Origin of the sequence: Tenacibaculum sp. MAR_2009_124 (assembly GCF_900105455.1) — a bacterium.
Lineage (GTDB): Bacteria > Bacteroidota > Bacteroidia > Flavobacteriales > Flavobacteriaceae > Polaribacter.
Genome location: NZ_FNSF01000002.1, coordinates 716,283 through 742,077 on the forward strand (window position 1 = coordinate 716,283; position 25,795 = coordinate 742,077).

At 31.4% G+C, this 25,795-nt stretch carries 23 protein-coding genes and 1 riboswitch; of the genes, 12 read left to right on the top strand and 11 right to left on the bottom strand.

The window, feature by feature from the left end:
- The first annotated feature begins 34 nt into the window (after nt 1–34).
- Nucleotides 35–613, top strand: a complete 579-nt coding sequence (locus BLW23_RS09730; protein WP_093669246.1) for a 3-keto-disaccharide hydrolase — start codon at nt 35–37, stop codon at nt 611–613.
- Nucleotides 614–1,088: 475 nt separating this feature from the next.
- Here the strand turns inward: BLW23_RS09730 and BLW23_RS09740 are convergent, their stop codons facing one another.
- The 6 genes from BLW23_RS09740 to BLW23_RS09765 form a co-directional block, all read right to left on the bottom strand.
- The gene (locus tag BLW23_RS09740; protein WP_093669250.1) at nt 1,089–2,027 is read right to left on the bottom strand and encodes a sirohydrochlorin chelatase; all 939 of its coding nucleotides are present in this window, start codon (nt 2,025–2,027) and stop codon (nt 1,089–1,091) included.
- A gap of 22 nt (nt 2,028–2,049) precedes the next feature.
- Nucleotides 2,050–2,817 (bottom strand): uroporphyrinogen-III C-methyltransferase, encoded by a 768-nt coding sequence (gene cobA, locus BLW23_RS09745; RefSeq protein ID WP_093669252.1) that lies wholly within the window; start codon nt 2,815–2,817, stop codon nt 2,050–2,052.
- A complete protein-coding gene (locus tag BLW23_RS09750) occupies nt 2,818–3,636 on the bottom strand; it encodes a Rossmann-fold NAD(P)-binding domain-containing protein (protein ID WP_093669254.1) in 819 nt (272 codons plus the stop codon).
- 90 nt (nt 3,637–3,726) lie between these two features.
- Nucleotides 3,727–4,557 (bottom strand): (2Fe-2S) ferredoxin domain-containing protein, encoded by an 831-nt coding sequence (locus BLW23_RS09755; RefSeq protein WP_093669256.1) that lies wholly within the window; start codon nt 4,555–4,557, stop codon nt 3,727–3,729.
- Nucleotides 4,542–6,068, bottom strand: a complete 1,527-nt coding sequence (locus tag BLW23_RS09760; protein WP_176829785.1) for a PepSY domain-containing protein — start codon at nt 6,066–6,068, stop codon at nt 4,542–4,544. Before BLW23_RS09760 ends, BLW23_RS09755 begins: the two co-directional genes overlap by 16 nt.
- A gap of 56 nt (nt 6,069–6,124) precedes the next feature.
- Complete coding sequence (locus BLW23_RS09765; protein WP_218134038.1) at nt 6,125–8,461, bottom strand: TonB-dependent receptor; 2,337 nt, start codon at nt 8,459–8,461, stop codon at nt 6,125–6,127.
- 181 nt (nt 8,462–8,642) lie between these two features.
- Nucleotides 8,643–8,898, bottom strand: a riboswitch (cobalamin riboswitch).
- 262 nt (nt 8,899–9,160) lie between these two features.
- Between BLW23_RS09765 and BLW23_RS09770 the strand changes: the two genes are divergently transcribed.
- From BLW23_RS09770 to BLW23_RS09800, 7 genes are all read left to right on the top strand, one after another.
- Nucleotides 9,161–10,084 (top strand): hypothetical protein, encoded by a 924-nt coding sequence (locus tag BLW23_RS09770; protein WP_093669260.1) that lies wholly within the window; start codon nt 9,161–9,163, stop codon nt 10,082–10,084.
- Nucleotides 10,085–10,267: 183 nt separating this feature from the next.
- On the top strand, nt 10,268–13,522 hold the full coding sequence (locus tag BLW23_RS09775) for a YCF48-related protein (RefSeq protein WP_176829786.1): 3,255 nt from the start codon (nt 10,268–10,270) through the stop codon (nt 13,520–13,522).
- A 193-nt stretch (nt 13,523–13,715) separates the two neighbouring features.
- Nucleotides 13,716–14,651, top strand: coding sequence for an RHS repeat domain-containing protein (locus BLW23_RS09780; protein WP_143032138.1), 936 nt, complete (start codon nt 13,716–13,718; stop codon nt 14,649–14,651).
- A gap of 89 nt (nt 14,652–14,740) precedes the next feature.
- Nucleotides 14,741–15,505 carry a hypothetical protein gene (locus BLW23_RS09785; protein ID WP_093669266.1) on the top strand — a complete coding sequence of 255 codons (765 nt, stop codon included), beginning with the start codon at nt 14,741–14,743 and terminating at the stop codon, nt 15,503–15,505.
- A gap of 635 nt (nt 15,506–16,140) precedes the next feature.
- Nucleotides 16,141–16,377, top strand: coding sequence for a hypothetical protein (locus BLW23_RS09790; protein WP_093669268.1), 237 nt, complete (start codon nt 16,141–16,143; stop codon nt 16,375–16,377).
- Between the two features lie 38 nt (nt 16,378–16,415).
- A complete protein-coding gene (locus BLW23_RS09795; RefSeq protein WP_093669270.1) occupies nt 16,416–16,706 on the top strand; it encodes a helix-turn-helix domain-containing protein in 291 nt (96 codons plus the stop codon).
- Between the two features lie 9 nt (nt 16,707–16,715).
- Nucleotides 16,716–17,573: a reverse transcriptase family protein gene (locus BLW23_RS09800; RefSeq protein WP_093669272.1), complete on the top strand. Its 858-nt coding sequence runs from the start codon at nt 16,716–16,718 to the stop codon at nt 17,571–17,573.
- A gap of 260 nt (nt 17,574–17,833) precedes the next feature.
- Here BLW23_RS09800 and BLW23_RS09805 read toward each other — a convergent pair whose 3' ends face one another.
- The 3 genes from BLW23_RS09805 to BLW23_RS23665 are packed head-to-tail and all read right to left on the bottom strand — an operon-like array spanning nt 17,834 to nt 19,586.
- On the bottom strand, nt 17,834–18,982 hold the full coding sequence (locus BLW23_RS09805) for an IS91 family transposase (RefSeq protein WP_093669274.1): 1,149 nt from the start codon (nt 18,980–18,982) through the stop codon (nt 17,834–17,836).
- Nucleotides 18,982–19,299, bottom strand: coding sequence for a tyrosine-type recombinase/integrase (locus BLW23_RS23660; protein ID WP_410529751.1), 318 nt, complete (start codon nt 19,297–19,299; stop codon nt 18,982–18,984). Before BLW23_RS23660 ends, BLW23_RS09805 begins: the two co-directional genes overlap by 1 nt.
- A gap of 32 nt (nt 19,300–19,331) precedes the next feature.
- Nucleotides 19,332–19,586: a tyrosine-type recombinase/integrase gene (locus tag BLW23_RS23665; protein ID WP_255362773.1), complete on the bottom strand. Its 255-nt coding sequence runs from the start codon at nt 19,584–19,586 to the stop codon at nt 19,332–19,334.
- Between the two features lie 590 nt (nt 19,587–20,176).
- Here BLW23_RS23665 and BLW23_RS09815 point away from each other — a divergent pair.
- Entirely contained in the window at nt 20,177–20,743 is a 567-nt protein-coding gene (locus tag BLW23_RS09815; RefSeq protein ID WP_093669276.1) for a hypothetical protein, read from the top strand.
- A gap of 34 nt (nt 20,744–20,777) precedes the next feature.
- On the opposite strand, the gene BLW23_RS09820 is transcribed toward BLW23_RS09815, so the two are convergent.
- Nucleotides 20,778–21,749, bottom strand: coding sequence for an IS110 family RNA-guided transposase (locus BLW23_RS09820; RefSeq protein ID WP_093669278.1), 972 nt, complete (start codon nt 21,747–21,749; stop codon nt 20,778–20,780).
- A 415-nt stretch (nt 21,750–22,164) separates the two neighbouring features.
- On the opposite strand from BLW23_RS09820, the gene BLW23_RS09825 reads away from it, so the two are divergent.
- Entirely contained in the window at nt 22,165–22,944 is a 780-nt protein-coding gene (locus BLW23_RS09825) for a tetratricopeptide repeat protein (RefSeq protein ID WP_093669280.1), read from the top strand.
- Between the two features lie 51 nt (nt 22,945–22,995).
- Here BLW23_RS09825 and BLW23_RS09830 read toward each other — a convergent pair whose 3' ends face one another.
- Nucleotides 22,996–23,967, bottom strand: coding sequence for an IS110 family RNA-guided transposase (locus BLW23_RS09830; RefSeq protein WP_093668139.1), 972 nt, complete (start codon nt 23,965–23,967; stop codon nt 22,996–22,998).
- A 345-nt stretch (nt 23,968–24,312) separates the two neighbouring features.
- Here BLW23_RS09830 and BLW23_RS09835 point away from each other — a divergent pair, with 345 nt between their 5' ends.
- Both BLW23_RS09835 and speB read left to right on the top strand, forming a co-directional pair.
- Nucleotides 24,313–24,753: a hypothetical protein gene (locus tag BLW23_RS09835; protein WP_093669282.1), complete on the top strand. Its 441-nt coding sequence runs from the start codon at nt 24,313–24,315 to the stop codon at nt 24,751–24,753.
- A 177-nt stretch (nt 24,754–24,930) separates the two neighbouring features.
- Nucleotides 24,931–25,725, top strand: coding sequence for an agmatinase (gene speB / locus BLW23_RS09840; protein ID WP_093669284.1), 795 nt, complete (start codon nt 24,931–24,933; stop codon nt 25,723–25,725).
- Nucleotides 25,726–25,795: the final 70 nt, after the last annotated feature.

Sequence of the window (25,795 nt, forward strand, 5' to 3'; positions counted from 1 at the left end):
TATTTTTATCTTCATTGAAAAACAACCAAATGTCATGAACAATACAAACTATTTTAAAGCAATTGTTTTTACTTTTCTACTATCCGTACTATTTATTTCATGTAATGAAAAAGAAGACAATTTCTTAAAAGAAATGGAGCGTGATTGGTTCGCTAAGGGAAACGCCGATTGGAATTTTTCAAATGATGTTCTTGCAGGTGTCATTAAGGAAGGTGATGGCTTTATACACTCAAAAAAGAGTTATAAAAATTTCATTTTAGAACTAGAGTTTAAACCGGGTAACACTATTAACTCAGGTGTTTTTATTCGTTGCAAGAACGATAGTATTAATCCGATAAATTGTTATGAATTCAATATTTGGGATAACCACCCTAATCAAAAATATAGAACGGGAGCAGTTGTGTTGAAGTCGTCACCTTTAGCCAAAGTAACTACAATTGGAAAATGGAATACTTATAAAATTAGATGCCATCAAAATAGCTTGCAAGCTTGGATTAATGGCATATTAGTAACTGATATTATTGATAGGAACCATATTGAAGGTCTTATCGGGGTACAAGCTTCCGGGAGTGGTACTGTTCAATTTAGAAAATTTGATTTAATTTTAAGGTAGCCGATTTTGCAATACTCTTTTTAATAAAATAAAGTTAATCGTTATAAATAGTAGAGGAATTAGGAAGAAAAGGAATATGATCAGTAAGCTAACGTCATCTCCATATTTGAAATTTAAATTATGATAAAATGCAATACAAGCTAAAGTCAAAGTGACTATAAGACTTAATAATAAAAAAATATTATTGATTACTCTGATTATTCTAACGTTAATATTTTTCTTATTAACGAGAACAGAAATAATGGCGGTTATAGCTGAAATATAACCAATTTTTGTATTTAGGTTAAAATGAAATCCATGGCCAGATGCACTCATCAATAATAAAAAGAAGAGCATAAAGAAAACCAAGAGAAATATATAAATTTCGGCAGTATACTTTAAGGTGAATTCTACTATGGATTTAAAAGAGTTTTTTAAATAGTGCATGCAAAACATTTAGTCGATTAATACATAGATATGTTATAAAGAAAATTTATTAAATCCCTAAAATCTTTTTGATTGTATTTCCAATACCACTCTTTTGCTCACCAGGCTTTTCATCTTCTTCAAACAAAATTCCCTTTACATTTAAATGATGACCAATTTGCTCTTGTCCTAAATATTCTTCAAAACCAACCACTTGTTTACGGTATTTACACATCTGACAATTCATGTTAGCAATACCATTTTTGGCTTCTTCCAAACGTTCGTCGAAAGCTTTTAAAATTAATTCATCTGTTCCAAAAGGATCGGTGAATACATAATTGTTAATTGAAGACTCGTCCATAATTTTTACAGCATCATAAATTCTTTCTAACAATACGCCTGTAAAAAAGAAAAAAGGAATTACAATCGTTCTTTTAAAACCTAATTTATCAACCATTGCAAGGCTCTCTTTTATGCTAGGATAAGCTGTACCACTATATCCAACTGTGGCGAATCCAAAACCAAGACCTTCCCACAGCATATTGGTTAGCTTGGCAACATCACTATTCGCATCTGGATCGGTAGTACCTCTTCCTACAACCACTAAGCATGTTTCCTTTCTATCAATAGAAGGGAGTTTAGCCTCTGTTTCTTCAATACGCTTTACTGCTAAGTCTAACAAAAAAGAACTAACACCAATGTGTTTTGCCATAGAAATGGTTAAGTCATTATGATAGGTCTGAAGAGTATTGAGTTCAAATGGTATATCATTCTTAGCATGAGATCCTGCGAATAAGATCACTGGAAGCGCGTAGATTTTGCGAATACCGTTTAGGTACATACGTTCTACCGCGGCCTCGTATGTAGGATGATTAAACTCTAAAAAGCCATAATCGACTTCATAATCTTTTTCATAACGTTCTTTTAAGATAGTTACTAATCTCTTAAACGATGCTACCGCCGCCGGTCTTCTTGATCCGTGTCCACACAATAAAATTCCTTCTTTCATTTGTTAGTTTTTATAAGTTGTATTATGAGTGTCGTTCGACAAATATTTGGTCTTTATTTAATTCATTTGACTGAATAGGAGTAGCCCCAATAATAAAAACAACTGGCATTTCTAGAGAAGCGGAAGCTACAATTTTTTCAATGGTACCTAATGTCCCTGTTACGATTTTTTGGTTGGTTCTTGAAACATTAGAAATGGCATTTACAGGAATGTTTTCATCTTGGCATACGTCCAATAATTTAGGAATAATGCGATGTAAACTTTTTAATCCCATATAAATAGATATTGTATTCCCTGCTTTTAGCATATGTGCAATTCCATTCAATTGTTCAAATGAATAATCGGCGGTATGAGCCGTACAAATAAGCATGGCATTGGAGTGGTTTCTTTCCGTAATAGGAATATTCAAATTATTTGCCGCTGCAATAGCGGCTGTAATTCCAGGAACAACTTCAAACGGAACCTTATGTTTTGTTAGGTAGCGCGCTTCTTCAGCAGCTCTTCCATAAATATAAGGATCTCCAGATTTTAATCGAACTACTCTTTCGCCTTTGTTATGGTGTTTATGTAGCAATACATTTATAGCTTCCTGTCGATCTATCTGATTCGATTGATCTCCGAATTTTCTTCCTACATAAATTTTTGTTCCATGTGTATTTAGTTTCAAGATTTCATCAGAAACCAAGTTGTCATGTAAAATAATATCAGCTTCCTTAATAAGCCTGGAAGCTTTAACAGTTAGTAAGTCAGGGTCTCCAGGACCGGCACCTAGGATGGCTATTTTATGCATTTAACGAACAAGAATTAGTGGATCTGGATACTTATATTTATAATCTAAGAGTGTTTTACTCTTTGTGTTTGAAATCTTTTTAAACTGAATTGATTCGGTTTCTTTGAATTCAGGCGGAGTTAAATTCGCTTTTGTTGCGGCCAGGGTATAAAACTCTTTCCTTAAAGGATGTTCATCGGCACAGCCGTTAATAGTTTCTCCCCAACTGTTATGTTCAATAATAGCGTCAATTAGTCCGATACAATCATCTTGGTGTATAACATTAATAGGAGCTTTACCATTTGCAACCTCTTTTTTATTGGCTAGGAATCGACCAGGAACTCTGTCGTAACCAATAAGACCTGCCAGCCTTAACACGGTAAGATTTTCTTTTGAATAAGATTTTAAAACATTTTCAACGGCCAATACGGCTCTACCAGATTCTTTTTCTGGTTTGTTCTCGACAGATTCGGTTACCCAGTCGTTTGTGTTTTGATATACAGAGGTAGAACTAACAAAAATAACCTTTTGAGAATCATTTATATATGGAAGAATACTACGAATTTGTTCTTGGTAAATGTTAATAATATCTGGAATTCTCCTTGGAGGAAAATTAATAATAATAATATCACTACCTGAAAGGAAATCTCTGTAAATATCTTGATTGTTGTTTTCTCCTAGTTTAAAAATATAAGGCTGAATTCCAGCTTCAGTTAGTATTGATTTTTTACTTATAGAAGTACTAGAACCTTTAATTACATAATTTTTTGAAATTAAATGTTTTGCTAAAGGGAGGCCTAACCAGCCGCAACCAAGAATACTAATTTGTTTTTTATTCATTAGAATACATTTATATTGAATTCCGAACCTATAATAAACCTTAGATTTCGCTATTAAATAGTGCTAATTGAAAAGACAATCATTAGAGATTTAAAACTCTAAATTCATAACTTTATTAATGTCCATATTTAGATAAATACTAAGAAAATAATTCCAAGCGTCATTATTACTTTTAGGAATACTAATTGTCATTAAAAACTTACCTTTTCTATTTTTCAGGCGAAGATAACCAATATACTCCGAATTTTCTCGATCCCAAATAACTTCTGCAACTCCAACTTTACGGTCTTTTATTTCCTGAGCAACATCTTTTTCCATAACTTTTGTAATTGGACCGATTGCTAGTTTGAAATTAGTTTCTTCTCCACTAACAATCATATCGAAGACATCGGTGTATTCTACTTGATGTTTTTTCGAAATCATTATTTCAACATTGTTAGGGAATGTAATCCTAAAACCAGTAAAATGCTCAAATAGCTTTTTGAATAAGGGGTATAAATATTGATCCGAAGCGGAAGACCTTGATACTAAAACGTTACCATATTCTGAATCTGTTTTTCGATTAAATACAACAGGTTTCAATGACCTTTCATTATCCGAAACCATATTTTTCCAACCATCTTGAAACAACAAATATTCTGGAATTGATTGGTTGTTTTTTGTATGTCCATCAACTATTTCAATAGCCTTTTCTGGAGTTAAATTTTTATACCAAAAATTACCTGGTTCAACTATCCAAGTTGGGGCATCTTCACATCGTCCATTGCATCGAGTTCTAATGGTATGTGTATCGTCCCAAAGTTCTTCGTTTCTGAGATGAGCTCTGGCTTCTCTAACCGCCATTTCACCATTAGCTTTTTTACAAGAACCTCCATCACAAAAAAGGAAAGTTGTTTTTGCTTTTGCTACATTTTTTCCCATGAGTTTATATGTTTTAGTTTGGTTTGTTTTTTTCTATTTCTTTTTTCATGTTTCTTCTTTCGTTGTTTTCTTTTTAAAAACTTAACTCCCATTACAGTTCCAGTAAAACAAACAACGGTTCCACCTATTAAAAGAACAATGAGTAAGATATCCCACAGAGGTCTATTCCAGGCAAGAAATGGAAAGTCTAAGCTGTGAAGGCCGTGATATATCCAACGTTGAATTCTGTTTTTAGTAGAACATTTGTAAATGATTTTTGTGGTTTCTAGATCAATATAATAGCTTGTCTCAGTATTGGTGTCAATTCTAAGTACAGGTAATTTTTTAGTATTATGTCTGCTGTAATAATAGTTGTCGTAGGTTTCAAGTAAAGTGATTTTGGTAATGCTATTATTTCTGGGAAATGATTCGATTATTTCAATATAATCTTCAGTTTCAGGAATCACTTCAGGTTCTGAAAGGTTAAATAAAATTTCCTGTTTATGATTGTAAGCAGTTGAGAAAACACTTCCTTTAAAATAAGAGAAATTAACTTCTTGAAATTCTGAATTACTTATTTGATGAAGGAAGTTGTTCCATTCTTCTTGATGGATGTTTTTTAAGGTAAAGCTTCCTTTTTGCCAACATTTCAGTTCTGTTTTAGAAAGGCTAGTACTAGGTGTCCAGCTAAAAGGAGTCATACTCATCCAACCACTGAATATCCAAGTACATATGAATGTCCCAAAGAATAATCCGAAGTAATAATGGAAATTATACCATTTGTTTTTAAAACGCTTGAAGTTTGCTTTCGGTTTCTTTTTGTAGCGAACAATTCCTGTAAAAACGCCCGTAAGTACCATAAAAAATCCCAAAGCAGATATCCATACGATAAGCTGATACCAAAGGGCATTATGGATTCTTATGTCTTTGAAATAAATCCAGTGAGGAATTGCTCCGAGCCAAGACCAAAACCTTTCTGTTGAGGTATTGATTGCTAAAACTTTTCCTGTTAGAGAAGAAATATAAACATAAGTTCGGTCATCATTTTCAAAATTGACCTTATAGATTGGCATATGACTTAAAAAGCGTGTTCTTGGAATCCACTGATCTAATTCTGTTAAGATATGTACAGTTCCTTTTTCTGTAATTTTTGAATTTTCCTTTGCTATGGAAATCGCTTTTTCTTTGTTTATGTTTATTGACTCACCATTATCGGCGTATTTCGAAATAACTTTTCCTCTATGAGATGTTAAGTGATAAACAGGGTGTTTTAATTGATGACTCAAAGAGAGACTATAGATAGTATCTGAAGCCTGTTCTTTAAATATTGTGGTTGGCGAAAGTAAGTTTGTAATATGGTAAGCAGGAAGCATGCTTTTTTGTTCACTTTTACTTAAAAAAGGAAATGATTGGTACATCATAACAATCCCTGAAAGAAACCAAATAAGAAATAAAGCACTGAAAAATGTTCCGAGCCAATGATGGAGGGAAATTATTGTTTTTTGAAGTTTTTGGGTGGTTAGTTTTTGCACGATAGAAGGTTCTATACAAATAGAGCTGCCTATTTAAAATAGACAGCTCTTGATCATTAAAATTTGTAAGTAAGGTTTAACCTAAAGTTTCTTCCTTGACCTACGAAAAATTGATTGTCGTATATAGCATCCGTAAAATAAAGTTCGTCAGTAAGGTTGTTTACATTCAGTCCTATTCTCACTTTATTAGTTTCGTAATAAATAGTCCCATCTAAAGTAGTATAAGATGGAAGTTTGAAGGTGTTTTCTGAATTGGTGTAGTTTTCACCGACATAATTACCACCAAATCCAAAACCGAGTCCTTTTAATTTTGATCGTTGAATCTCGTAAGTAGCCCATAAATTACCAGAGTTTTTAGGAGCGAAACGTAGTACATTTCCAGATTTGATGCTTTGAAAAGCTTCGTCATACGATCGAACTCTAGCATCAACATAAGCATATCCTGCTTTAATATATAACCCTTTCAAAGGTTGAGATTCAATATCAAGTTCGAAACCTTTTGAATCTGCTTCACCAATTTGTTTTAAATCGTTATGATTTGATCCGTCAACAATATTATTCTTAAGTAAATAATAAACAGAGAAGGTTGTGGTAATAAAGTTTTTCTTTTGAAACTTTAAACCAGCTTCAACTTGGTATCCTGTTTCTGGATCAAATACTCTTCCATCAACAGTAATTCTTCTTGAAGGTTTGAAGAAATTAGAGTAAGAACCGAATAGACTCATGTTTTTTAATGGTTGATATACCAAACCACTTCTGTATGTAAAAGCTGTTTTCGGAATATCTGTTCTAGCACCACTCTCTGTAACAACTCTGTTGTTATTTAGCTGATCTCGGTAATATGTTCCATTAAAAATATCATAACGAATTCCGATTAATGCTTTTAATTGATCAGAAAAACGGATCCAATCTTGAATGTAAAAACCACTAACAAACTCTTCCTTAATATCAACTCGCTCGTCAAGAGGTTCAATATGACCTTGATTTAAAATTGGATTTTGTACAGCTATAGTAGCACCAACTCCTGGTCCAATAACACTTCCTCTGAAAGTTTTACGATCTAAAAAACTCAAAGAATTACCAAACAATAGTTTATGTTGAATATTTCCAGTAGTTGTATTATAACTAAAATCTAATAGGTTTTGTAGCGTTTTTGTTTGGTGATTAAAATAGAAAGGGAAATCTCTTGTGATAGCATCTTTTGCATCATTTAAAACTAAAAACTCAGTAGATAAATAGTCAATATCATCACTTGAATAAGAAACTTGATTGGTAAGTTCTATATTCGAGTTGAATTTATGAGAATACTTTAATTGAAAATCGTAACGTTTATGATTTAAATAATCTTGAGGATCATTATATCTAGTTTCAGGGTTTAAGCCTGGAACTAAAGAACCATCTGCATCCATTGGAATACCAGTATCGGTATCATACTTATCACTATTTATTTGAACATAGAATTCTAATTTGTCTTTATCAGAAGGTGTGTATTCCAACATAAATGATCCGTTGTTTGTTTCAACCCCATAATCTCTCCATCCATTAGAGCGTGTCATTCCAAAATCTGTTCTATAACGAAGTTTATCGGAGATAGCACCACCATATCCAGCCGACATATTGTAGGTGTCAAAACTTCCGTAAGAAGCACTAAAACTACCTTGGTTTTGATAGGTAGGTCTTTTTCTCACGATATTAATAATTCCTCCGAGAGCAGAGTGCCCGTACAATGCACTAGCTGGCCCTTTTAAAACCTCGATTCTCTCAACATTGGCTAGGTTTGTAGTTGGTGCACTTGTAGAAAGACTATGGCGTTCATCTCTGACTCCGTCAATTAATAAAACAAAGTTGTTAAAACCACGAATTCTGAACGTTTGAAAACCACCATATCTATTAATAGGTCTTACCCCAGTAGCACTTTTCATAGCACCTCCAAGGTCGGTTACATTGCGTTGTTCAATAATTTTAGAACTTACGCTGTTTGTAGTAACAGGAACATCGATATCTTTTACATTAAGCCTACCAATGTTTAAAACTTCTTTTCTTAATTGGTTTTGATTAGAGTTTACAGTTACTTCTTGTAATGGAATTGATTTTTTTTGTAGTTGGACGTTTACCGTTTGGTTGGTACTTGAGCTATGTACTCTCTTTCTTCTTGTAGCATAACCTACTTTTGAAAAAAGAAGAGCTCCAGACTGGTTTGAAACAGTAATGGTGAAGTTACCGTTTTTGTCAGTAGTTGTTCCTTTTTCAAGGCTTTTAATTGTAATAGAAACATCAGGGATTCCTTTGCCTGATTTAGAATCTTTAACGATTCCTGTAATTGTAGTGTTGGATTGTGCATTGGCAAAAATAGCCAACAGCATAAACACACTGCATAACACTAGTTTTTTCATTAATTGAAAACAGTTTTAAGCAGGTAATATGTAGAAAATACTACATTGAAGTAGTATACTATTTAGTTTGAGGTTTAACCAATATTTTAATGGGTTTAAAATAAAACACCTTTATTTTTCTTTTGGATAAATTCAACAAATAGTACGTTGTATTTCCTAACCCTTTACCCGAGAGTTACTAAAAAATTTTATGATTTAGGGCAGGTCTCCTGACTTGGTCTCAAAATATCGCCTTCCCACTTAAGTTAAAGCAGTGACTTTATCTCATAATGCAATTCTAATCTTGAGATATATTGATACTTTGTTTTATAATACCATACATAATTTTAATTTTTAAATGGTATTCAAACCTTACAGTTGCGGGAACAGTTTTGGATTTTAACCAAATTCCCTTTTAATTTTTACTTACATAAAAAACCGTAAATCGATGGCAAATGTAGCTCTTTTTGTTGGGCGTTTATAATTTTTTCTTAGAGAAGTATCAGCCTTTTATGTTAAAGTTAGAGACCTAGGATTTTACGATACCGTTAAAAAAAGGAAGACTTGTTTAAAGGGGAGATTCTTGGAATAATATATGGTGTATTTGAGTTTTTATGCTTTTGGTAAAAAAATCAAAAGGTTGGGTTATCAGGTGAAATAAACTTGATAAAGATTATATTTGTCGAGATATAACCAGTTGTAAAACATAAAGGAAACTGAATGCAAAAAATAGATTTTGGAGATATTAACAAATTTTTGGTTTCGATTGGACTTGTACTAATCGCACTTGCCATTATGACTCCTTATTTTTATCTCAAGGAAGACTTTGGTCTTTACATAGACAAAGAAGAAGTATTAAAATTCGAAGAGCCTATCAAAGAGATTATTACAAATAAGCAATATCAGGTTTCTAAAATTCAAAAAATAATCCCCTGGACTTCACTTATCTTATTATTATTAGGACTAATCTCAAGTTACATAGGGCTTAAACGTTGGTTCAAACGACAATCCAAAATTGATGAGAAGTTTGATAAAGAAATCAAGAAACTAGACTTAGAAATTGAGACTTTATCACCAGAAGAAAAAATCGAAAAAGCGAAAAAAGAAGTTCAAGAAATAGAGTTAGCCGAACAATTAGAATCTGATTCAAAAACAACCTCTCAGACTACTACGACTACAACTACTAGGTCAGAAAGTTATTTGAATTATATGAGAATTGAGCAAAGCATTTATAAATTGTTCAAGAATCTAAAAAGCCCAAATTTTGATATTCACTCCGAACAAAAACTTGGAAATAGATTTTATATTGATTTATTATTAAAAGCTAAAAACAAAAAATTCTCAGACAGAATTATTGAGATAAAATACTTTAGAAATCAATTGCCAATATCAAGTATCCAAAAATCTATATACCAACTGAACACTTATATATCGTACTATAAAGAGAATACAAATAAACAGGTCATTCCAATTTTACTGATAGTTTATAAAAAAGACAATATAAATAGTGAACGATTATTGCGTTCTCAAAACAGAGTGTCAGAGTTTTCTGCAGATTTACCAAATTTGGAAAGGTTAAAAGTAGAATTTATAGAAGAAAATGAATTAAATAATTTTGATGCGAGTAAACTATTGAAAAAATAACGTTTTACAACAACATGTATAATTAATTGCTTGGGCAATTGCCTACTTGGAAATTCCTTCGGAATTTCCTCTGGTTCGTTTTCTTTTGCTAAATTAGTTACTTACACACGCAACTAACCATACACGAACACGTTGGGCAACATGCAAATCGAACTAGGTAAAAATAAACTTAAAAATTTGAAAATGAAAAAAAATCTACTGATTCTATTATACACTATTTTGTGTTTTAACAAAATGCAATCTCAAACAAATTGGGAATTACTAAATCCAAAGCCAACAGCGAATACTGGAAAAGATGTTGAGTTTGTTACAAATAATATTGGATATATAATAACATCTAATGAGCTATTAGAAACAATAGATGCTGGAAGCACTTGGTTAAAGAAACAGAATATCTCTAGTGGAAATGATATGAGTTTCTACAATGCAACTGGTTATATTGTTGGAAACTATGGATACGTCTTAAAATCTATTGACAATGGAATATCATGGAGTCAAATATCTACAGGATTTAATATCAGCTTTAATACTGTTAATATAATTGATGATAACAATATTATATTATCGACTTCAAATAGTATTGTAAAGACTGATGATGGAGGAACTACATGGGAAAGTTTGAGTATTCCAAACTCTGCAGTAAATAAAACGTCTTTTACCAATTCTTTAGTTGGGCATGCAGTTTGTAACAATGGAATAATCCTAAAAACCATAGATGGTGGAGAAAATTGGTATACAACAAAAGACGACAGTAACACTTTCCCTTCAGATTATTTTACGGTTTATTTTATAAATGAGAATATTGGTTTTGCAACAAGAGAACATGATGATATGTATAAAACTACAGATGCTGGAGAAACTTGGGTAGAAATTTCAGGACCAGGGGAAGCTATTTACGATTTTCATTTTTTAGACGAGAATAATGGTTTTATAACTGGAGACCATGGAGCAACATATAAAACAATTGATGGAGGTAATACATGGAGCCAAATCTTTTTTCAAAATGGTTTTGTTTACAATACCTCTATGTATGGCATTTATTTTCAGGACAGTAATATTGGTTATGCAACTGGTGCGCGTGGACGTATAATTAAAACTACAGATGGTGGTAATACTTGGGTTTCTCATTCTGAAAATTATAATGATTTTAATGATTTAAAAATATTTGATACTGGAACAGGTTTTGCTAGATCTGGAAGTAATTACTATAAGACAACTGATTTTGGGGACAATTGGACATCCTTAAGTTCAGTAGATCACTACTCTTGGGCAGTAGATAGTCATTTTATAGATGAAAATATTGGTTTTTCGATAGGAGGTGGTTCAGTTGAAGATTTATTTAAAACTACCGATGGAGGAGAAACGTGGACTGAAATAGACATATATGGACTTGACCCAGCCTATACAGTTTATTTCATAAACGAAAATATTGGTTTTATCTCAGGAGGTGCAGGTTCAAATATTTATAATAGAAGAGTTTACAAAACTGTTAACGGGGGTAATAATTGGACACAAGTTTTAAGTCAAATATCATTTGGACAAATCCAATTTGTAAATGATTTGGTTGGTTACGGAAATAGAATAGGATATTCCAATGGTAGAATGTATAAGACTATTGATGGTGGGGAAACATGGAGTGTAAACATAGAGGTCGATGAAGAAATTAATGCATTTCATTTTGTAGATGAAAACAATGGGTATTTTGTCGGTGACCAAGGCTTAATTTATAAGACTAATGATGGTGGAAGTAATTGGGAAGAATTAGAGATTCCTTATGAGTGGTATACTCAAGTTAAATTTTATTCTAAAAATGTTGGTTATGTAGCTGATGAAGATGGTAAACTATATAAAACAGAAAATGGCGGAGTGAGTTGGGAATATCTTACACAACAATATATAATCAATTCAATAGAACTTATTGATGACAAAATCTATACAGCTGGTACTAATGGTAAAATTTACAGAAGCGATATAGAATATGAAACCATAATTCTACATGTCAACTCTGCTGAGAATGTATCTAATTCTATTGCTAATTTAACTGGTAATGTCACATCCAATGGTGAATCTATTTCGAACATTCAATTTGAATACAGTCTAGATTACTCTTTCAGTAATAGTATTTCAACAACACCAAATACAATTAATTCAGACGAGTCTTTAAATGTTTCTGTTGATTTAGCTAGTTTAGAGCCAAACACTACATACTATTTTAGATTATCTGGAATACAGAGTTCAAATACAAGTTATAGTGAGGTTCTAAGTTTTACAACACTTCCTGATTATGAAATAGCAACAAATTTTACATATAACTACACAGCAACTACAGCAGAGATATCAGGTAATATTGTATCCAATCAGCATGATATTATAAATGTCGAATTTGAATACGGACTAAGTTCCGATAATCTAAATAATAATATAATTGGCACACCAGTAACGGTCAATGGCAATACGACTGAAAATATTACGGCAAGTTTAGATAATCTACAGCCTGAAACACAATATTTTTACAGAATTAAGGCAACACATCAAGGGGAAGATATTTATGGTAATATACAATCTTTTACTACACGCCCTGAATACAATATAAATCTTTACAGTCCTAATATCAATGGCACTGATGTTACGTTATCAGCATATTTAACTTCTTATCATCAAGATATAACTGATATTATGTTTGAATATGGAAGTATTGATTACGAAAACAGTAGTGTAACTAACCCATCAATAGTTAACGCTAATAGTTCGTCATTTGTTAGTACTACCATAACCGGCTTAGATACTAGTTTAAATTACTATTATAGATTAAAAGCCATTCATAATGGAGAAACTATTTATAGTGACGAGGGTGTTTTTAATCTTTCAGGAAATATTATTATTGTAAGTGGAACTATAGAAGAAACTCAAAACAATTCCCTGGAAATTAAAGGTTTAATCAATCCTTATGGTGCTTTTTTAACAGATGTTCATTTTGAATACGGGCTTACAGACAGTTTTGGTTCATCAGTGACTGGAACACCAAATTATGCTTTCGGTTATAATACTAATTTAATAAATGGTTCAATCAATAATCCAATAGCTAATACAACTTATTATTACCGGTTAGCTGCCACTAATAGTGGTAATGTAATCTATTCCGATACTTATCAATTTACAACAACAGGCACACTTAGTTTAACAGAATTTGGTTTAGAAAACACAATATCAATATTCCCAAATCCGACAACTGATTTTCTAAATATTAAATCCAATGTTTCTGAGAAAATTAAATCTATTGAATTATATAATGCTTTAGGCCAAAGTATTTATTATGAGGTTACTGATAATAAAATTGACATAAAAATTGATTTATCAAGTTTCAGAAAAGGAATTTACTTTGTTAAAATAAGGTTTGAAAACACCAAAATAGTATCGTCAAAATTAATTTTAAAATAAAAGCACGATTGCCCAACATTGTATAAAAATAATAGCGGTTTAATTTCTAAAACGTAAGTGAACTATATAAAACAAACAACAGTAATAAACCGAAAAGTAAGTGCATAAAATCCGCTACTATTCTTATACGAGACCGTTAGGCAATATTAAAACTAAGATGACTCGAACAGATTTAAAAATTCATTTATCAACTATGAATAAAGTCAAAACATTTTTTTTATTAATTCCAATAGTTATTTTATCTTCTTGTAAACGGTCAAATAAACAAATAGAAAAGATTAAAATAAATAATATTAAATCATATTATACAGAAACTTATAGGCAAGACCAAGTTGAAAACAATAATGATGGAAAATTAAAATTTGAAGTCTCTATAAAGACTGATTTTAATGAAAATGGTAACATAATCAAAGAAACTTATAACAGAGAAAATTATGATGGAAAAATTGAAACGAGGGTAATTCAATATTACTATGACAAAAATCAAAATTTAATAAAAAAAGAAAGTGGTTCACCTCTAAAAGTATATAAATATGATATATATACTTTTCATAAAAAAGATAAGCCTGATGAATTTATTAGGATTAATAAAGATAAAGATACTATTGAGGTAATAAAATATATGTACAGTAATAATGATAATCCAATAGGTAGAAAATATAGAGTAAAGTATAGTGATAAATGGGAAATCATTGAGAAGTATAAATACGATGAAAAAAACAGGATGATTGAATCACAATATTTAGGTTCTTTAGAAAGTAAGTATATATTTTTCTATGATAGATTTGATAACATTATTAAAGAATGTCTTTACAATAAACAAAATAGAATAGAAACTTCTTGGCATCGTAAATATGATGATTATGGAAATAAAACGGAAGAAAAGCGCTTTTTTCATCCAGGAAATACTTTATCATATATAGAGAAATATACATACGATAATTACCACAACTTAATTAGTGAATCTGGAAGTGGTCCAGATAGAAGCCAAAAAATGACTTATTCTTATAAATATGATGAAAATAAAAATTGGATAGAAAAGAAGACATACAACACAAATGGTACTTTGTATGAAAAAACAAAAAGAATAATTAAATATAGAACATTGCCTAACAAAAGCTATAATTAATACGGGATTTGGTGCTTAAACGGAAATTAATTGCTTTTTAATTCCCGTACTAACCATAGCCGAGACGTTGTGTGTAACCCAAGACTAAAATGAAACAAATACAAATCTTTTTAATTGTACTAATCTTATGGAGTTGCAAAACCGATAAAAAAGAAAATAGAATTAATAACAGTAGAAGTATTTTAGAAATTAAAAAGATTGAAAATAATTCAGCCGAACTTAAAAATATAAACAGTATCAACAAGCATGAATATAAAGATACAATATTAATAGATTATCCAGCCAATAGAAAGTTACTTGAAATACTAAAAGTCTTACCAAAAGAAGCAATGGCTAGTTGGGAATGGACAGCAGAAGAACGACTTAAAACTGTACAATTTATTGAGAAAAACAATTTTCTAATTGACTCAACAGAAATGTACAATAATATTAAATATATTAAGCCAAATACTTTAGGAATTCAAGTTGTGGATGGCTTCTGGACGTTGTCAGTATTGGAACTTAATTCGGGAAAGAATATTGTCATTACAAACGATATTGTGGGAGACGGGAATGACATAAACACCTTTATATATGATGGAAATAATTTAGACAAAATTGAGTTTGAAAAATTATTTGGAAAAGGAATAGACTATTTGTTAAAAAAGCAATCTGAAGAATGTTTATTGGAAATGGAAGATTATTTTTTGACTTTTGATTATGACTTTAGTGATTCGAATGTTGTTAAAATCACCTCTTGGGGAATAGATAAGACCGAATCGATTAATTGTTTTAAAGGTAATACAATTGAATTCAAACTGAATAAATCTAAAGAGATATATGAATTGAAAAAAATATATTGGCACGAAAATTAAAAGGCTACACACAACAAGAGGGTATATTTTATTGCGGCTAAAGTGGTAATTTAGAAAAACAAACGCATAAACAAAATTTGGTTTTTATTTACTAATTTAGAGCCAAAACATCACAACAAACCATACCCCAAACGTTAGGGTGCATTTGAAAAAAATCTCAGTCAAGCATTAAAAACATAAGGAAATCAACAAAAAACTTTTCCTTATTTTATTTCTCACAGAAAATATTTCACTCTTTTTTAAATATTTTATTGCTCACAGAAATATTTTGTGTATATTTGCATTGTAGTTCTTTGAAATGTTTGTGTAGTGAACCCAAGAGTTTTTATTTTAAAACTATTGAAGAGGGTTTTTTCCCTCCACCCGTAAAGGGTCTTTGTAAAGGCAACAAGAGACTTAACGACTGAACTGATGTACAACTCGAAAGAGAAGATGAACAGAAGACAGCTTTTAAGGTTATTCAACCCCTTACAAAATTGCTTAAAGAGGAATCAAATCAGTATTAGAGGTTTTATTTTTTTTTATTTAAGCAGGAAATCGAGAAGTGTCGTAGGACTGTATCCTATATGGGTTCACGCAGCTAATTAAGCAGGAAGCATAGTGCTCCCATTTTTAATTAATAAATACGATACAGTATGAAACACAAACACAGAATTGACCAACTCCAAAGTGGAGTGAAGTCATTACTCGCTAAGAGCGGGTACGCGTTCTCGGAAGAGGATAAAACTTTATTAAATGCAATTTTAGTAGAGTTGGAAGAGATGTCAAACAACGAAACGGACAATAGTCCAGACGAACTTTTGAAAGTTCTCTCCCTACTTCTTAGATTTTTGAAATTCTTCGGAATTGATGATATCACTAAGTTATTCTAATTCCCACTTCTCATTTTTTTTTTAAAACAAATATCACTATGAATATAGGTACTGCCATAAAAGATTTAAGACAGCAAAAAGGTTTAAAACAGACCGATTTTGCTGTTAAATGTGGCTTGTCTCAATCTTACCTTTCATCAATTGAAAAAGGTAGAAAAGAGCCTACATTAAGCATTTTAAAACAGATTGCTAATGCTCTTTCTATTCCTATGCCTGTTTTAGTTTTCTTTTCACTCGACAAGGAAGATATTGCTGATTCTAAACAAGATGCATACGCTATGTTAGAGCCTTCAATCAAAGGATTGATAAGTGATGTATTCATTTCATAACTATTTGAAATGAAAAAAAGGGTAAAAGATTTAGCGTATACTTTAAAAATCGATAAAGATATTTTACTCAAATTATCTTCTTCTATAGATTCAACTGAAAGCAAATTTTATAGAAATTGGGACGAACCAAAAACAGATGATAACAAACAACCGAGATTTGAAAATGGTGTTGCACTAACAAGACCGATAAATGCTCCAATTAAGAAATTAAAAGATTTACAATCCAACCTTTTAGTCAACGTTTTATATAAGATAAAATTACCAGAATATTTTTTTGGTGGGTTAAAAAATAAAGATGCCGTTCTAAATGCACGTATTCATCAAGGAAATAAATATTTTTTTCTTACCGATTTAAAAAATTTCTACCCTTCAGTTCACTTTAAAAGTGTTGAAAATGCACTTAGAAAAGAGGGGTTTTACCCAGATGTTGCAAGATTGATAACTCGAATTTGCACAAAAGAAGGAGCGATTCCTCAAGGTTGCCCTACTTCTTCATTTTTGGCATCATTAGTTGTATATCATAGCTGTGACGACCTTTTTGAAAAGTATCAACTAGAGGGACTCAAAGTTTCAATATACGTTGATGATATTACCTTTTCGAGTCCATCGGATTTTAAACCAAAAACAAACAGAATTTTAGAAGAACTGCGGAATCGTGGACTAAAAATAAATTTTGACAAGACACATTATTGTACCAAAAATCCAAGAGTTACAGGTATTCAGGTTAAAAATAACGGAATTTGTCCTCTACCGCATACGTTTGAACACTCGGTTGACTTGACAATTAAAGAAACTTCAAGAAATGGGCATATTCAACGAATTAAATACGTTAAAAAAATAGCAAAGACGAATAAAAACGCACCCTAATAACTAAGCATATGGCGTGCCGATAGGCTAACGCTATATGCCTTGTTGACTGATCCGTATTCCATAAGGGGGAAAACGATCAATTCAGTTTAATTTTAGTAATTTATTTAGTGGTTTTTCAGTGATTATTCTCTTGGTTTTCGGATTTCATAGCCTTGGTTTTTATTTTCAGCACTTATTATTCTTCTTGTAATCGCTTTTTTAGGTAAAAATCTCAGATCTAAGCATTAGTGGTCCAGTCCTCTTTTTTGAAGATAATTTTATAATATGTGTTTTTTAATTTTACTAATAACCAGTTCTTTATATTTTTTAGGAGGACCTCTACTATCAAAAATTATTAATGTGACTAGACCTGGCTTTTTACAAATCGGGCAACAGCGATGTACACTTTTCTCTTTCGTAATAATAACATCAATACAGTCTTTCTCTTTATCTGCTAATAGCATTTGTAAACGAGGTAATTTTTCTTTTTTCCAACTACTACTTAAAATACCATAATGTCTAATTCTAGTAAATCCTTTAGGTAAAATATGTTGTTGAAAACGACGTATAAACTCTTTGGTTTTTAAAGTTAAATTACTTACTTGACCACCTTTCTTGTAGTTCTTAACACGAAAAGTAACGGTGCCTTTTTGTTTATCAATAGCCTGTATTCGATGATTACTAATAGCTATCTTATGTGTGTATCTTCCTAGATATTCTAGCACGTTTTTTGGGTTACCAAAAGGAGGTTTTGCATAGATAACCCATTTGTGTTTAAATAATTTGTCATAGAGTGATTGTGGTAAGTTTGGAATTGTTTTTCTTAATTCAGCAACAAAAACACCTCTAAACTTTACACTTAAAGCCTTTATACTGAATAAGAAATCATCCTTGTTTTTTCCTTTTTTCCAATTCCCTGCCTTTGTTATTCCTCCTTTAGGAACAATACAATGTAAATGAGGATGTAAGCTTAAATTTTGTCCCCAAGTATGTAACACAGCAATCATTCCAATTTTAGCGCCTAGATCCTTGGGATTATTTCCAAAAGCAACCAAGGTTTTCCAAGCACTATCAAACAGTATTTTATATAGCTCTTTCGGATATTGAAGTGCCACTGAGTTTAAATTATCGGGCAAGGTAAAAACGACATGAAAATAAGGAACTGGTAATAACTCTCTAGATCTACCTTCAATCCATTGCTGTTGTTTATGACCTTGACAAGTAGGGCAATGTCTATTGCGACAAGAATTGAATTGTAGATGCAGTTTATCACATGATTTACACCAATCTAAATGTCCTCCTAGCGCTTTGGTACGGCATTTTCTTATCGCATGCAGCGTTCTTTCATGCCAACTACTTCTAGATAGTTCTTTTAAATGATTTTCTTCTAAATTCAACACTCCTGCTAACGTATGTTTTACTAGCATTACTCTGTGTATAAGGTATCTAGTGGACTGTACTTTTTTGAACTCCCTGAGTTGGCAACATGTAAATAGATCATGGTGGTTTCTATATGAGCATGCCCTAGAAGTTCTTTTAAGCTAATAATATTAACACCATCTTCTAGTAAGTGTGTTGCATAAGAATGACGTAGTGTATGCGCTGTAAATTTCTTTTTTGTATTCACTTTAGCCCGATTCTCTTTGAGTATCCATTGAATGGCTCTGACTGTTATTGGCTGAGCAGCTCCGTCTTTAGTAACCTGACTGTTAAATAGATATTTTACAGGGTTTTCTGTTTTCAAATAACATCTTAAACCTCTTATTAAAAGAGTACTTAAAGGAACATAACGATCTGTCTTACCTTTTTTTTTCTAATAAATACAGTTTTCCGATTAAAATCAACATCAGATTGAAGCAACCCACATAGCTCATAACTCCGTAAACCACAACCGTACAACATACCTAAAATAAGGCGATGTTTAAGATACTTAGGTGCTTTTAACAATTCTCGAACTTCTTGTTTGTTAAGTACAATAGGTAAATCTTTTTGCCTTTTTATTTGAGGAAGCGCTATGCGCTTTTGCTCCATTCCCAGTACCTTATAAATGGCACGGAGTCCGAAAACGGTATGCTTAAAAAAACTTTCAGAGGGGGTTTTGTGAAGGTTTTGACAATGAAAAAGATAATCATTGATTTGTTCATTATCTAAAGTTTCTGGGCTAACCTTAAAATGTAAGGTTATGTGGGCTAAACAGCGTAGATAATTATTTAATGTACTTGATGATTTACCGTTAATTGAAAAGCTTTTGGTTAATTTTTTAACGACAATAGAAAAATCAGGAACCTGCTCTAAAGAGGTTTCTAAAATTGTTTTACTTTTTTTTATACATCTTATTTAATTTTGAATCATAAATTTAACTATTTTTAAAACATTTCAAAAAAAGCTTCCGAGGTAACGAGGATTAGTTCAACAGTGTATAAAAAACATAGGGCATTTGTGATAAAACGAAAAGTCTGTGCATATTAACAAAGTCCGCTAAATATAAAATTTGGCGTTTATAGAAGAAAAGATAAAAACAAAATATTTATATTTAGCTAAGTAATAAACCGAAACGTGTCGCTTATCACCTGCCCTACGCTTCTTATACTAAACGTTACAAGCAAGCCGATAAAAACATTATGGAAGGAACATTATTTCACGAAATATTAGCTAAATCTAAAGCAGAAAAAGAAATTATTGGAATTTGGCAATATGGAGACGACAACGGTTTTTTATCTGGTTATGTTGTTGATTTCAATGAGGATTTAGTTGTTTTTCAACACTTCACCAAATACGGAAAAACAGACGGAATCATTACTTTACAAATTGCGGGAATACAAAGTATCGATGTAAAGGATGATTATGCAAAAGCAATGGAATATCTAATAGAATACTCTGCAATTTTAGAAAAAGAACCTGAATTTAAACCACAACTGAACTCGACAGAAGAATGGCAGTCCGAATTAATAAATCAATTAGCAAAAAATAGCGAAACACTCGTGAGTTTGGAAATTAATGGTGGATATTTTTCAGGATTCATAAAAAAAGCAACTAAGACTGACTTTGAAATTAACTGTGTAGGGAAAATGGGGGAAGACGAAGGGAACGTCATTTATCGTATCGAAGATGTGACTGAATTTAGATTACACGATTGGGACGATAGAAAGAAAGATTTACTATTCAAATGGAGAAAGGCCAGCTTGTAACAAAGAACTGAGGTAAAAACCAAATAAAACTTCCTTAATTATTAACCAAAGTACTCTTGTACTGATTGTTGTATGGAACACCATTTTTGACAATAGAAAATGCTTGTTTTAGTAATTTGTTGCATACTGCTATTAAAGCTAGTTTTTTACTTTTTCCTTTCGCTACAATTCTATCGTAAAGCGCTTTGCACCCTTGGTTGTATTTACAAGCATTGAAACTGCACATAAATAGTAAATTCCTCAGTTTTGGATTGCCCATTTTACTAATCCTTGGTCTTCCTTTAATACTACTTCCACTCTGTCTTGTTATAGGTGTTAACCCAGTGTAACTACATAGTTCTTTCGAGCTTTCAAAACGATGAAAACCATCTGTAAAAACTAATAATATTAAAGCTGTTTTATCTCCTATTCCTGGAATGCTTTTTAATAAAGTTAGTGATTCTTGGTATTCTTTTTTTACATTATCATTTAAAGCTTTTTCTAGAACTTCCATTTCTTTTTTGAGTTTTTTCAAACTCCTATTTAAAGAGTTAATAACAACTTTTGATGGATACCCTAAAACTTCTTCTCCATGTATTTTGTTTTTTAATTGAGTACTTTGTTTACTATAAATACTGAGCATACGTAATAACTGGAGACATTCTTGTTGAGTATCTGATTGACCAATCCACAACTTAGGTCTACGATCTTTTCCGTAAAGTTGAATCATTTTTGCATCACTCTTATCAGTCTTTATTTTCGATAAGTCCATTTGGATATAACGTTTTATTTTTAATGGATTAACCACACTAACTCCAAAACCTAACTCCAACAAAAAATAAGCTAATCGAGTATGATAATATCCTGTAGCTTCCATAACGCAAATGGTATTTGAATCCAGTAATTTAACTAACTTTCTGAAACCAGAAAGATTGTTCTTAAATTGATAATACACTAAGTTATTATCACATACATCAAAGAAATCTTTACTAATGTCAATTCCTAAATATTTTATATCTTTATTCATAAGAAAAAAGGATTGTAAAGAACCTATCTATAGTGAATTCAACAACTTGAAATCGAAGTCTAAAGCTTCATAGAACTGAACGAATTTAACATAGAAAAGAGCAGGGATTATCAATGTTGACGAGATCAAAGTCTCTGCGTATATCATAACCTTATTCCGCTCTTTGGTTCTGTATGATTAAGTTTCTAATTTAATAAAATGCTAACTTAAGACGTATATAGCTCATAGCTAATCAGTTGCTTAAACGAAGTTAAGGCATATTTGGAAAGTCGCCAAATTTTTAAATTTGACGATTTCCAATAAAAAAGATAAATAGTAAAATTTAAAAATCTGGCTTGTGCTCAACCAAAAAATAATCGCTAATTTACACGCTACAAGCCATATACACAACCGTTGTAGCACATTTAAGAAAACTATGAGAAAGTATTTAGCATTTTTTATTTTATCAATATTCGTTGCTTTTTCTTACGGACAAACTGCCAACGAATTGAATGAACAATCAAAAGAATTTTTAAAAGCTCAAAACTTTGAAAAATCTTATCCTTTGATAAAAAAATCCGCTGAATTAGGAAACGCTGAAGCACAATATAATCTTGGAGTGTCTTTAGAATATGGATACGGAGTTGAGAAAAACGAAAGTCAAGCATTTGATTGGTATTTAAAATCCGCTAAACAAGGATGGAATGATGGACTTTATAAAATGATGATGGCTCACGCTACAGGAAAAAATGCCGAATTGAATTATGAAAAAGCCTTTCAGTACGCATTAGAATGTAGTGAGAATGATGACCCAACTTGTATGCTAAATGTAGTAAGTTGCTACAAAGACGGTATGGGAACTGAAAAAAATCTTGAAAAAATGCTCGAATGGGCAATAAGATTAGGGAAATTAGAAAATCCTGAAAATTTAGCACGAAGTGGAAAAATCACATCAGCTCGATTGAATTTAGCTTATATGTATCGAGATGGAACTGATGTCAAAAAAGATTTAGCCAAAAGTTATGCTTGGTTCTTAATATTTAATGAATTTAAAAAGGACTTTTCATATTTTCAACAACAATCAATTGTTAAAGAAATACAAGAATTGGAAGACGAATTGAGTTCTGATGAAAAAGCAAACGGAAAAGACAATGCAGAAAATATTTTAGGGCGAAAATTAAAGAATATGGATAATCTTTACAAGGCAGAAATGTGATAAAAAACGTGCTACAACAAAGAACTGAGGTAAAAACCAAATAAAACTTCCTTAATTATTAACCAAAGTACTCTTGTACTGATTGTTGTATGGAACACCATTTTTGACAATAGAAAATGCTTGTTTTAGTAATTTGTTGCATACTGCTATTAAAGCTAGTTTTTTACTTTTTCCTTTCGCTACAATTCTATCGTAAAGCGCTTTGCACCCTTGGTTGTATTTACAAGCATTGAAACTGCACATAAATAGTAAATTCCTCAGTTTTGGATTGCCCATTTTACTAATCCTTGGTCTTCCTTTAACACTACTTCCACTCTGTCTTATTATTGGTGTTAACCCAGCGTAACTACATAGTTCTTTCGAGCTTTCAAAACGATGAAAACCATCTGTAAAAACCAATAACATTAAAGCTGTTTTATCTCCTATTCCTGGAATGCTTTTTAATAAAGTTAGTGATTCTTGGTATTCTTTTTTCACATTATCATTTAATGCTTTTTCTAAAACCTCCATTTCTTTTTTGAGTTTTTTCAAACTTCTATTCAAAGAGTTAACAACAACTTTTGATGGATACCCTAAAACTTCTTCTCCATGTATTTTGTTTTTTAACTGAGTACTTTGTTTACTATAAATACTGAGCATACGCAATAACTGGAGACTTTCTTGTTGAGTATCCGATTGACCAATCCACAACTTAGGTCTACGATCTTTTCCGTAAAGTTGAATCATTTTTGCATCACTCTTATCAGTCTTTATTTTCGATAAGTCCATTTGGATATAACGTTTTATTTTTAATGGATTAACCACACTAACTCCAAAACCTAACTCCAACAAAAAATAAGCTAATCGAGTATGATAATATCCTGTGGCTTCCATAACGCAAATGGTATTTGAATCCAGTAATTTAACTAACTTTCTGAAACCAGAAAGATTGTTCTTAAATTGATAATACGCTAAGTTATTATCACATACATCAAAGAAATCTTTACTAATGTCAATTCCTAAATATTTTATATCTTTATTCATAAGAAAAAAGGATTGTAAAGAACCTATCTATTGTGAATTCAACAACTTGAAATCGAAGTCTAAAGCTTCATAGAACTGAACGAATTTAACATAGAAAAGAGCAGGGATTATCAATGTTGACGAGATCAAAGTCTCTGCGTATATCATAACCTTATTCCGCTCTTTGGTTCTGTATGATTAAGTTTCTAATTTAATAAAATGCTAACTTAAGCCGTGTATAATTCATTGCTAGTGCAGGCTTACTTACGAAAATCCTCGCGGATTTTCTATTCGGTTTGTATTTACTAAATTAGTTACTGAAACACGCAACGAAATCATACACAAACACGTTGTAGCTCATTTTACATGACAAAAGTTGAACATAAATATTTAAAGATTTACGATGGTGTAATGACGGGCTCATCCGTAGAGTTAGAGATTTCACCCAATAACTTGAAAACGAATAGAATTATAATTGATTCTGAGAAAATTCCATTCAGATCTCAAGGTTTAATTGAAGGTGGGCACGAAAATTGGAATAAATCTGCGAAGCAAGCGTTAGATATAGGCTTAGAAAAGCTGAATATTTCAGACAAATTAGATATAACTGTTAAAAAGCTTGAAGGGAGAATTTTTATTGACACAAATAATGCTTCTGTTGGAATTGCTTGTATTCTGGCTCTATGGAAATATCATGATTTCCAACCTGAATACCAAGTAATGGGAAGAATTGATGAATTCGTAAAAGAAGACTGGAAAAATGATGTGGATATAATTCCCGACTTTAAAATGATATTTGAAAATTAAAAACAATCTACAATAACACCTAAACTGCATTAAAAGGCAGCTTAGCTAAACGATTGTCGGTCATTACACCATATTCATAAACTGGAATTACTTTAGGAAGTAAATATTAAAATATTGTAGATTGATTATGAGTGTGTTATAAGTGTTTTCGAAATTACGAGAACAAAATATTCAACAATGATAAAATTAATAGGTATACCTTTTGATGCAAATTCTTCTTTTCTTAAAGGCCCTTCTTTTGCTCCTGAGCGAATTAGATTGATGGATAGAGAAGGCTCTGCGAATTCGTTTTCAGAAACTGGGTTAGAAGTAAAAGAAAACGTAAATTATCTAGATTGTGGTGATATGCATTTTGAGTATACAAATGCAAAAGCAGCTTTTAATAACATTGAAAGTAAAATAAAGCATTTAATAAGTGATAAAAGTAAGGTTATTTCCTTTGGCGGAGATCACTCTATAAGTTACCCTATTATTAGTGCTTTTACAGAGAAAAATGCTAACTTGAATATCTTACATTTAGATGCCCACGCAGACTTGTATGATGCGTTTGATAATAATCCATTCTCCCATGCTTCACCTTTTGCAAGATTAATGGAAAGTAACAGAATCAATTCGTTAACACAAGTTGGTATAAGAACACTGAATACGCATCAAAGAGAACAAGCCATCAAATTTGGAGTTAATATTATAGAAATGAAAGATTTTGATTTTAATTTTATTCAAAATTTGCCTTCGCCTCTTTATGTTTCTATTGATTTAGATGTTTTAGATCCTGCATTTGCACCTGGAGTGTCACATCATGAGCTAGGAGGAATGACTAGTAGACAAATAATCAACATTATTCAAAATATACCTAGCGAAATTATTGGAGCAGATATAGTGGAGTATAATCCAATAAGAGATTTGCATAATATGACTGCAATGGTAGCCTATAAAATATTTAAGGAATTAGTTGCAAAAATGAATGTTTAGTATAAGATATTATTAAGTCAAAAGTATAAAAAATCGGTTTGTTTTTTTTATCGAAAAGCAATATCGAAGA

Excerpts from the sequence above, each read along its gene's own strand:
- BLW23_RS09730 (WP_093669246.1), top strand. The coding sequence starts at position 35 with ATGAACAATACAAACTATTTTAAAGCAATTGTTTTTACTTTTCTACTA.
- speB (WP_093669284.1), top strand. The coding sequence starts at position 24,931 with ATGATAAAATTAATAGGTATACCTTTTGATGCAAATTCTTCTTTTCTT.
- BLW23_RS09815 (WP_093669276.1), top strand. The coding sequence starts at position 20,177 with ATGGAAGGAACATTATTTCACGAAATATTAGCTAAATCTAAAGCAGAA.
- BLW23_RS09835 (WP_093669282.1), top strand. The coding sequence starts at position 24,313 with ATGACAAAAGTTGAACATAAATATTTAAAGATTTACGATGGTGTAATG.
- BLW23_RS09765 (WP_218134038.1), bottom strand. The coding sequence starts at position 8,461 with ATGAAAAAACTAGTGTTATGCAGTGTGTTTATGCTGTTGGCTATTTTT.
- BLW23_RS09820 (WP_093669278.1), bottom strand. The coding sequence starts at position 21,749 with ATGAATAAAGATATAAAATATTTAGGAATTGACATTAGTAAAGATTTC.
- cobA (WP_093669252.1), bottom strand. The coding sequence starts at position 2,817 with ATGCATAAAATAGCCATCCTAGGTGCCGGTCCTGGAGACCCTGACTTA.
- BLW23_RS09755 (WP_093669256.1), bottom strand. The coding sequence starts at position 4,557 with ATGGGAAAAAATGTAGCAAAAGCAAAAACAACTTTCCTTTTTTGTGAT.
- BLW23_RS09800 (WP_093669272.1), top strand. The coding sequence starts at position 16,716 with ATGAAAAAAAGGGTAAAAGATTTAGCGTATACTTTAAAAATCGATAAA.
- BLW23_RS09795 (WP_093669270.1), top strand. The coding sequence starts at position 16,416 with ATGAATATAGGTACTGCCATAAAAGATTTAAGACAGCAAAAAGGTTTA.
- BLW23_RS09805 (WP_093669274.1), bottom strand. The coding sequence starts at position 18,982 with ATGCTAGTAAAACATACGTTAGCAGGAGTGTTGAATTTAGAAGAAAAT.
- BLW23_RS09740 (WP_093669250.1), bottom strand. The coding sequence starts at position 2,027 with ATGAAAGAAGGAATTTTATTGTGTGGACACGGATCAAGAAGACCGGCG.
- BLW23_RS09770 (WP_093669260.1), top strand. The coding sequence starts at position 9,161 with ATGCAAAAAATAGATTTTGGAGATATTAACAAATTTTTGGTTTCGATT.
- BLW23_RS09750 (WP_093669254.1), bottom strand. The coding sequence starts at position 3,636 with ATGAATAAAAAACAAATTAGTATTCTTGGTTGCGGCTGGTTAGGCCTC.
- BLW23_RS23665 (WP_255362773.1), bottom strand. The coding sequence starts at position 19,586 with ATGGAGCAAAAGCGCATAGCGCTTCCTCAAATAAAAAGGCAAAAAGAT.
- BLW23_RS09780 (WP_143032138.1), top strand. The coding sequence starts at position 13,716 with ATGAATAAAGTCAAAACATTTTTTTTATTAATTCCAATAGTTATTTTA.
- BLW23_RS09775 (WP_176829786.1), top strand. The coding sequence starts at position 10,268 with ATGAAAAAAAATCTACTGATTCTATTATACACTATTTTGTGTTTTAAC.
- BLW23_RS09825 (WP_093669280.1), top strand. The coding sequence starts at position 22,165 with ATGAGAAAGTATTTAGCATTTTTTATTTTATCAATATTCGTTGCTTTT.
- BLW23_RS09830 (WP_093668139.1), bottom strand. The coding sequence starts at position 23,967 with ATGAATAAAGATATAAAATATTTAGGAATTGACATTAGTAAAGATTTC.
- BLW23_RS09790 (WP_093669268.1), top strand. The coding sequence starts at position 16,141 with ATGAAACACAAACACAGAATTGACCAACTCCAAAGTGGAGTGAAGTCA.
- BLW23_RS09785 (WP_093669266.1), top strand. The coding sequence starts at position 14,741 with ATGAAACAAATACAAATCTTTTTAATTGTACTAATCTTATGGAGTTGC.